This is a genomic window from Streptomyces sp., assembly GCF_036524955.1.
Classification (GTDB): domain Bacteria; phylum Actinomycetota; class Actinomycetes; order Streptomycetales; family Streptomycetaceae; genus Actinacidiphila.
On sequence record NZ_DATDBG010000209.1, the window covers coordinates 1 to 8,606 of the forward strand.

The 8,606-nt window shown below is 71.8% G+C and carries 6 protein-coding genes; 3 read left to right on the plus strand and 3 right to left on the minus strand.

The window, feature by feature from the left end; translation table 11 throughout:
• Window positions 1-122, minus strand: a 122-nt coding sequence (locus VIW71_RS17040) for a biotin carboxylase N-terminal domain-containing protein (RefSeq protein ID WP_146166841.1), incomplete at its 3' end; no start/stop codon positions are given.
• 458 nt (window positions 123-580) lie between these two features.
• Between VIW71_RS17040 and VIW71_RS17045 the strand changes: the two genes are divergently transcribed.
• Window positions 581-1,018 carry a hypothetical protein gene (locus VIW71_RS17045; RefSeq protein ID WP_331623163.1) on the plus strand — a complete coding sequence of 146 codons (438 nt, stop codon included), beginning with the start codon at window positions 581-583 and terminating at the stop codon, window positions 1,016-1,018.
• Window positions 1,019-1,023: 5 nt separating this feature from the next.
• Here the strand turns inward: VIW71_RS17045 and VIW71_RS17050 are convergent, their stop codons facing one another.
• Window positions 1,024-1,629, minus strand: coding sequence for a nucleoside triphosphate pyrophosphatase (locus tag VIW71_RS17050; protein WP_331623164.1), 606 nt, complete (start codon window positions 1,627-1,629; stop codon window positions 1,024-1,026).
• Between the two features lie 578 nt (window positions 1,630-2,207).
• Here VIW71_RS17050 and VIW71_RS17055 point away from each other — a divergent pair.
• Window positions 2,208-5,480, plus strand: a complete 3,273-nt coding sequence (locus VIW71_RS17055) for an AfsR/SARP family transcriptional regulator (RefSeq protein WP_331623166.1) — start codon at window positions 2,208-2,210, stop codon at window positions 5,478-5,480.
• A 341-nt stretch (window positions 5,481-5,821) separates the two neighbouring features.
• On the opposite strand, the gene VIW71_RS17060 is transcribed toward VIW71_RS17055, so the two are convergent.
• On the minus strand, window positions 5,822-6,820 hold the full coding sequence (locus VIW71_RS17060; RefSeq protein ID WP_331623167.1) for a beta-ketoacyl-ACP synthase 3: 999 nt from the start codon (window positions 6,818-6,820) through the stop codon (window positions 5,822-5,824).
• A 141-nt stretch (window positions 6,821-6,961) separates the two neighbouring features.
• Here VIW71_RS17060 and VIW71_RS17065 point away from each other — a divergent pair, with 141 nt between their 5' ends.
• A complete protein-coding gene (locus VIW71_RS17065; protein WP_331623168.1) occupies window positions 6,962-8,494 on the plus strand; it encodes a DHA2 family efflux MFS transporter permease subunit in 1,533 nt (510 codons plus the stop codon).
• Window positions 8,495-8,606: the final 112 nt, after the last annotated feature.

Below are 8,606 nucleotides of genomic sequence, written 5' to 3' on the forward strand. Positions count from 1 at the left end.
ACGTGCAGCGCGTCCCGGTCCGGGTCGGCGTAGACCGCTACGCTGGCGATCCCGGCATCACGGCAGGCACGGGCGACGCGGACTGCGATTTCACCGCGGTTGGCGATGAGCACCTTGCGCACGATGGCTCCCTCCTTGAAAACAAGCCGAGTTTAGGTACTGGCCACACTTGATGCCGAGGCACCCCTGCACGTGAGCTTGCCCACACAGCGGGTGATCCATGGGCGTGCAGGACCCGTGAACGCCTGCTCAGTCCACCGTACGGCCCTCCCCGGGCCCATGTCCCGAACTCCTTCGTGTGGATGAGATCTCCCGCCAACTCCGGGCACAGTGCTGACGTTCTTTTGTGGAAACCCAACGAAGACAGCGGCGAATTTTTGCGATTCGCCTTACCCGAAAGAGTGGTCGGTCTTCACCGGAAGGGTGATCCGCCGCACCCGGCGGAACGGTCCACCTCACTCGGACGAGTGGTCCGGCAGGACCTCTTGCCCGTTGCTGTACCCATGAGTAGCCTGCGGCGCAGGGTACCTGGAGCAATCCTCCGGGAAACACCCGGGTCGTTCGGCCAAAGGGGGACAGCGTGCGCGTGCGCAGAGGTGTGGCCGTCGGCGCGGCGGTGGTGCTGGTCCTCGAAGCGCTGACGATCGCCTTCGTGAACTGGATCATGGGCCTCGCTGTCCGCCACCAGGAGATGTCCCTCGCGGGACTCGACCCGGACGCGATGGCGGCCGGATCGTGGGCGGGCGGCGGTCTGTTCGCGCTCTTCCTGGTCGGCTGCGCGGTCCTCGTCGCCCGGATCGGCATGCGGGACCGGATGGCGGGGCGGGTCGGGCGGATCGTGCTCATCGTCTGTGCCGTGGTCCATGGTGTGGCGGGCGCGGTGGTCGTGGGGCCGGTGGGCTGGTACGCGTTCGTCCTGCTGATGGTCATACTGGCGCTGTTGGTGGGGACGCTGGTGATGTACACGCCGGAGGAGGAGGGGACGTCGGTGGCCGGGGCTCCGGCGGCGGGGGCGTAACCCGCTCAGACCCAGAGGTCCGTGATCCGTATCCCGAGGTCGCCCAGGAGCGCTCGCAGCAGCGGCAGGGAGAGCCCGATCACGTTGCCCGGATCGCCGTCGATGCCCTCGACGAAGGGGGCCGAGCGGCCGTCGAGAGTGAAGGCGCCCGCCACGTGCAGCGGTTCGCCGCTCGCCACATAAGCGGCGATCTCCGCGTCGTCGGGCGTCCCGAACCGTACGGTGGTCGACGCGGTCGCCGACACCTGCCGGCCGCTCGCCGTGTCGATCACGCAGTGCCCCGTTTGCAGTACACCGCTGCGGCCGCGCATCGCCCGCCACCGGGCGGTCGCCTCCGCGGCGTCCGCGGGCTTGCCCAGCGCCGTCCCGTCGAGCTCCAGTACGGAGTCGCAGCCGAGCACCAGCTCGCCTCCGTCCAGTGTCCCGCCGCCGGCCACCGCGGCGGCCTTCGCCTCGGCCAGTACCCGGGCCAGCTCAGCGGGCGACGGGGCGCTGATCGCCTCCTCGTCCACTCCGCTGACGACCACCCGCGGGTCGAGCCCGGCCTGTTTCAGCAGCCCGAGCCGGGCGGGGGAGGCGGAGGCGAGCACAAGGGTGCGAGTGGCTGTCACCCGGACATGGTAAAGAGCGGTCCGTCCGGAAGGCGGGTGGGGGTGCGGCGCGGGGGCCGGTGTCCGCGTCATGCGCGGCCGGCGCCGTACCCGGATTCCTGCCCGCCGCCCGGCCCGGAAGCGGCCGCTCCCAGTCGTGCGACGGCAGGCCGAACAATCGGCGAAGGCGAACGCGGGCAAAGCACCGGAATGACAGCCCCCGAGGGCATTGGAGCGGAAATCAGCGACGATCACCACTTCCGGCGGCCCGGGCGGAGATCGGCGGTGGGAACTGGCTGCCGCACGTCAGCGGTGATGGTGCCGAACGGTGGGTTCAGTTCGGTTGTGACATCGCCGCATCTCGGCGCGTCAGTGGGTGACCAGTGCCCGGTTCGGGCCGGTGAGCGGCGCGGACCACCGCGGGCCAGCTTTTCCGCTGATCCGCCGTCACCGAAGACTGCCTCCGGCAGGCAGTCGGCGGATCGCACATTGAGACGTGGAAAGCCACTGGGTGGTGATGCGTGTATTTTCCAGCGCGGAGACCACGGCACAACTCCCGTTCGTTCGGTGTACACCCTGGCTGTTGAGCGGAGCGTAGCGTGATCGACTTGCGGATTCTGGGTCCGGTGCGGGCACTTGCGGATGGGGCGGATCTGGAGATCGGGCACGCGAGACAGCGCGGGCTGCTCGCCCTGCTGCTGGTCGACGTGAACTGCGTGGTGCCGTTCGAACGGCTGGTGGATCTGCTGTGGGACGGCCGGCCGCCGCGGCTGGCCCGCAACGTGATGGCGGGGTACGCGACCCGGCTGCGCAAGGCGCTGGCCGCCGGTCCGGCGCGGGAGGGCGCACCGGAGCTGTCGACGCGCGACGGCGGGTACGTGCTGGAGACCGATCCGGCGGCCGTGGACCTGTGCCGCTTCAAGGACCTGGCCGCTCAGGGCGCGGCCGTGACGACCGACGACGAGCAGCGCTCGCGGCTGCTGCGGGACGCGCTGGGACAGTGGTCGGGCGTACCTCTGTGCGATGTGCGGGGGACCAGGATCGAGCCGGTACGGGCCATGATCGAGGCCCAGCAGCGCAGCGTGCTGATCGCGTTCTACGACGCGCAGCTCCGGATGGGCCGTGCGCGCGAGAGCGTGCCCGAGCTGCAGTGGATCATGGCGGAGCGGCCGTACGACGAGGACCTGATGCTGCGGCTGATGACGGCGCACCGCGACAGCGGCAACCAGGCGGAGGCGCTGCGCCAGTACACCGTTTTCCGCAAGCGGCTGGCCAGGGATCTGTGGGCCGGGCCGGGCAGACAGTTACGGGAGGCGGCCGAGCTGCTGCTGCAGCCGCACCCCGCGCGGGAGCAGATCACGGTATCGGCACCCGAACAGCTTCCGATGCCACCCGCAGCGGACTTCTTCACCGGGCGCGACCAGGAGCTGCGGGAGCTCGACGTACTGGCGCGCCCGCAGCAGCGGCACATGACCCCGGCCGCCGCGAACAGCCGGAACCTCTTCGTGATCAGCGGGATCGCCGGTTCGGGGAAGACCACCCTGGCGCTGCAGTGGGCACAGCGGGCGCGTGAGTCGTTCCACGACGGGCAGCTCTTCGTCGCCATGCGGGGCCACCATCCGCACCTGGAGCCGCTGTCGCCCGCGGAGACGCTGGCCCAGATCCTGCTGGCGCTCGGGCTGCCCGCCGCGGACATCCCCTACGGGCTCGACGAACGCGCCGCGCTGTACCGCACGCTGCTGGCCGGGCGCAGCGTGCTGATCCTGCTGGACGACGCGGCGGGCCCCGATCAGGTACGCGATCTGCTGCCGCCGAGCCTGGACGGCAGCGCGGTGGTGGTGACCGGCCGGAACCGCATGCCGGAGCTGACGGTCAGATACGGCGCGGGTGAGTGCGTACTCGACGTGCTCGACGAGCAGGCGTCGCTGGCACTGGTGAGCAGGCTGGTGGGCGCCGAGCGGGTGGCCTCCGAGCCGGAGGCGGCGGTCGACTTCGTCCGGGCTTCCGGGCAGTTGCCGCTGACGCTGCGGCTGAGCGCGGCCTATGCCGCGGCCCGGCCCGAGGAGTCGCTGGCCCGGCTGCTGCCTCATGTGGACGGCACGGCGGGGGCGCCCGGCGAGGGAGTCGAGGCGCACCGGGCGATGCGGCAGGCCCTGGACCTGTCCTACCGCCGGCTGGCGGCGCCGCACCGCCAGATATTCCGCTGGACCGGCCTCATACCGGGCTCCGATTTCGGTACGGAGGCGGTTGCTGCGCTGGCGGACTGCTCCTTCGCGGAGGCGGAGGAACGGATCGGCGCGCTGGTGCGGGCCAACCTGCTGACGGAGTACGCCTCCAGGCGCTACCGGCTGCACGACATGGTCAAGCAGTACGCGGCGGAGGCCGCCGCCGAGGACCCGGACGAGGTCCGTGAGGCGGTACTGCTGCGGCTGCTGGAGTGGTACCGGCAGTCCGTGGAACAGGCCAGCCGCACGCACCGGATACAGATCGTGGGTGTTCACCGCGGCGCGACACCGAGCCGGGTCCCGGTCCCCGCACCGGGGCCGGACGACGGGCTGCCGCAGCACGGCATGGCCTGGCTCGACCGGGAGAAGGCCAACATCTGCGCGGCCATCAAGGTCGCCGCGGAACTCGGCCTCGGCGCGTCGAGCTTCCGGCTGGCCGACGCGATGCTGGGCTTCATCCGGCTGCGTCCCGGGGGTGAGGACTGGCCGGCGGCGGTGCGCGCCGCGCTCAGCGAGGCGGCCGACTCCGGCGACCGGCGCGCTCACACGCGCATGCTGCTGAACTCCGCCGACGTGCTGTACCGCGACGGCAGGAGCGACACCGAACGCGTGCACGCGCGGCAGGCCGTGACGGTGGCCCGGGGCGCGGGGTGGCGGGCCGGCGAGGCGCTCGCGCTCACCACGATCGGCCGCTCGTACTGGTCGGTGGGCGAGATCGGCCTCGCGGACCGTTATCTGCGCAGCGCGCTGCGGATCCACGAGGAGCTGGGAGACCTGGCCGGCCAGGCCAACGCCCTGGCCCGGAGCGCCAGGAACGTCTACGACGCGGGCGCCACGCAACTCGCGCTGAGCGACTACCGCCGGGCGCTGGAACTGGTGGAGCGGGCCGAATCCCGGTACGGACGGGTGCGGCTGCCCGGCTACATCGCGCTGACCCTGCGCCGCATGGGCCGGTACGAGGAGGCCGAACGCTGGTGCGGCCTGGCGATCCGGCTCAGCGAGGAGATGGCGTTCCACGAGGGCCTGGCCATCGCGCTGACCTGCCGGGCCACGATCCACAGCGACCTGGGCGCCCAGTCGCGGGCGGTGGTCGCCGCTCGTGAGGCGCACGTCACCATCCCGCACCTGGCGGACCCGCGCATAGAGACGGACTGCCTGATCCACCTCGGCTCGGTGGAGGCCGCGGCCGAGCGCACCGACCAGGCCATGCGCAGCTTCGGCAACGCCATGCAGATCGCGGAGAAATTCGGCTACCGGCAGGGAGTGGCGCGCGCGCTGGCCAAGAGCGCGGACGGCTACGTGCGGATGGGTCTGTACGAGGAGGCGGTGGTGGCCTGCCGGCGCAGCCGCGCGGTGCTGCGCGGCACCTCGCTGCAACCGGTGATCGCCCAGGTCCTGGTGTCGGAGGCGGACTGCGCGCTGGCGTCGGGGCGGTGTTCGGCGGCGGTGGCGGGATACCGGCGGGCGGCGGACATCTACCGGGCCGTGGGCAAGCCGCTGGGGGAGGTACGGGCTCTGCTCGCCTGGAGCCGTGCCGTGGAGACGGTGCCGGGGCACGGCCGGCCGTGCCGGCCCGCGGCCCGCGGCCTGCGCATCGCGGAGCCGCTGGGAGTCCCGGAAACCGACATGCTGCGCGCCCTGGTGTGAGCCGTGCGGCGTGCGACCTGAGCCGGGGCAGCGGCCGACGAGTCGCCTGCGCCCTCCTTGTGCGGGTGGTCTCGTTCCTCGGCCGCCCGCTCCGGGAGCTCGGGCGTCAGCCCTCGCCCCTCTTTGATCGGTCTTCCTGCTCGCTCCCTGCGCGGGTGGTCTCGTTCCTCGGCCGCCCGCTCCGGGAGCTCGGGCGTCAGCCCTCGCCCCTCTTTGATCGGTCTTCCTGCTCGCTCCTTGTGCGGGTGGCCTCGTTCCTCGGCCGCCCACTCCGGGAGCTCGGGCGTCAGCCCTCCGAGGGCCGGCCGGCGCGGCGTGCGCGGGCCGGCACACGTGAGTGATCACGGGATACGGATCACCGTCGCCGCGTACGACAGCCCGGCGCCGAACCCGATGAGCAGGGCGAGGTCCCCGCTGCGCAGTGCGCCGGAGGTACGCATCCGGTCCAGCGCGAGGGGTATGGAGGCGGCTGAGGCGTTGCCCTGGTCGACGATGTCGCGGGCGACCGCGACACTCCCGGGGAGGCCCAGGGACTCGGCGACGGACTCGATGATGCGCAGATTGGCCTGGTGCGGGACGAACGCCTGGATGTCGCCGGGGGCCAGGCCGGAACGTTCGAGGGCGGCGCTCGCGACGGACGGCAGGTTCGTCACCGCCCAGCGGAAGACCGACGCCCCCCGCATCCGCAGGTACGGGCGCCCGCCGTTCTCCGGCTCCGGCCGTACCGTGATCGCATCGGCCAGTTCCGGTTCCGTGCCCCAGACCACCGGCCCGATACCGGGCTCCGCGGCGCCTGCGACGAGTGCGGCGCCGGCCCCGTCGGAGAACAGGAACGCCGTCCCGCGGTCCCGCGGGTCGACGATGTCCGACATCCGCTCCACGCCGATGACCAGGCAGGTGCGCACCGCCCCCGAGGTGACGGCGGACGCGGCCAGGGCGAGGCCGACGGTGAATCCCGAACAGGCGGCACTGACCTGCAGGCCGCGGGCCCCGGTGCCGAGGCGTCCGGCGATCCGGGCGGCCAGCCGGTCCGCCCCTTCGAGGTCGGACATGGTGGCGACCAGGATCTGGTCCACGTCCGCGGGCGCCAGGCCCGCCTCGGCGAGCGCCTTGCCCGCCGCCGTGGCCCCCATCTCGACCAGGGTCTCGTCGCTCCCGGCGAAGCAGCGGTTACGGATACCGCTGCGCCGGACGATCCAGTCGGGGGTGGAGTCCAGCGTGCGGCACACCTCCTCGTTGGTGACGATCCGCCGGGGGCGGTAGGCCCCGATGCCCAGGAGAACGGCGTACCGGCTCCCGGCCGCCGGCCGGAACACGCGCTCGGTCTCGGTGCTGTGCATCGGTGGGCTCCCGTCGTCAGCGCTGCTTCCACGGGTGTTACGCAGCACGGGCCGAGATCCCGCGTGATCGTCGGGTTGACATTCGCATACTGGTGGTATGTTCTTGCATACCCAAGGAATGTTAGTTGGAGGGACCCAACAGTGACCTCAGCAACTGCCACACCACCGGCCGAACGGTCGAGGGCCGGCACGACGCTGCTGCTGACCGCGGCGGCCACGTTCATGGCCTTCCTCGACACGACAGTCGTCAACGTGGCATTCCCGGACCTGCGCACGGATTTCCCGCACGAGTCACTGACCAACCTCACCTGGGTGGTCACCAGTTACGGGGTGCTGTTCGCCGCTCTGCTCACACCTGCCGGACGGTACGCCGACGTCTTCGGCCGCCGTCAGGTGTTCCTGGGCTCTCTCGTGCTCTTCAGCGCGGCTTCCGTGGCCTGCGCCGCCGCGCCCAATGTCGACTTCCTGATCGCGGCCAGGGCGGTGCAGGGCATCGGCGCCGCCGGCATGATCCCCGCGGCGCTCGGACTCGTACTGTCCGAGACGCCGGCGGAGAAACGCGCCGCGGCGATCGGGCTGTGGGCGGCGGCCGGGTCCGTCGCCGCCGCCGCGGGCCCCTCCCTGGGCGGTCTGCTCGTCAGTGAGTTCAACTGGCGGTCGGTCTTCATCCTGAACGTACCGATCGGCGTGGCCGTGATCATCGCCGGCGGCAAACTCCTGCCCGACCGGCCGTCGGCCCCGACCAAGTCGCCCGACCTGGTCGGCACCGGGGCGATCACCCTGGGCATCGCCGGCATCGTCGTCGGCCTGACCAAGGGCGGCGACTGGGGCTGGGCGTCCGCGCAGACCTGGGTCTGGATCGTGGCCGGCGTCGCGCTGGTCGGTTACTCGCTGGTGCGCTCCCGGGGACAGGAGGCGCCGGCCGTCGAGACCGACCTGTGGAAGAGCAAGATGTTCGCCGCCGCGAACCTCACCACCTTCTTCCTGGGCGCCGGCCTGTTCGTGTGGTTCCTGTCAGGACCGCTGTACCTCACGACGATCTGGCACTACTCGATCCTCAAGGCCGGTCTCGCGGTCACCCCGGGCGCGGTGCTCTCCGCCGTCGCCGCGGTCGTCGTCAGCCGCCGTGTCCCGCCGGAGAAGCAGCGACCGGTCATCGTGGGCTCCCTGCTGATCTTCTTCGGGCTGAGCATCTGGGCCTACACCAGCCTCGGCTCCGAGCCCAGGTTCTGGTCCATCTGGCTGCCGTACGGCGCCATCGGCGGAGCGGTGATCGGTGCGGCCCTCACCAGCGTCACCACGGCGGCGTCCATCTCCGTGCATCCGCTGAAGTTCGCCTCCGGCACCGGGCTGAACACCACCGCCCGGCAGTTCGGCGGCTCAGTGGGTGTGGCGGTGATGGCCGCGGTGATCGCCGCGCAGAACCCGCTCCAGCCGCAGGCGTACCTGGACGCCTTCCTGCTGGCCGGCATCTTCGTCGTGGTCGCGGCGGTCCCCGCCCTGGCGCTGTTCCGCAAGGACTCCATGGCGGCCATCGCCGAGACGCAGCGGCAGATCCAGGCGTACATGGCGGCGCAGGCCGCCCAGGCCCGGGCCGCCGCTGAGGCCGGGACGGACGAGCCCGACGGCGGTGCCAAGGACAACGACACCGCCGCGGTGGCCGAACGGAGCTGACCGATCGCACACCCGAGGTACCGGGACGGGCGCCACCCCCGGTACCCGGCCTGAAACGTCGGCCGCACGGTTCCCCCGTGCTGTGCGGCCGATCCCCGTGGGGGGGGGGGGG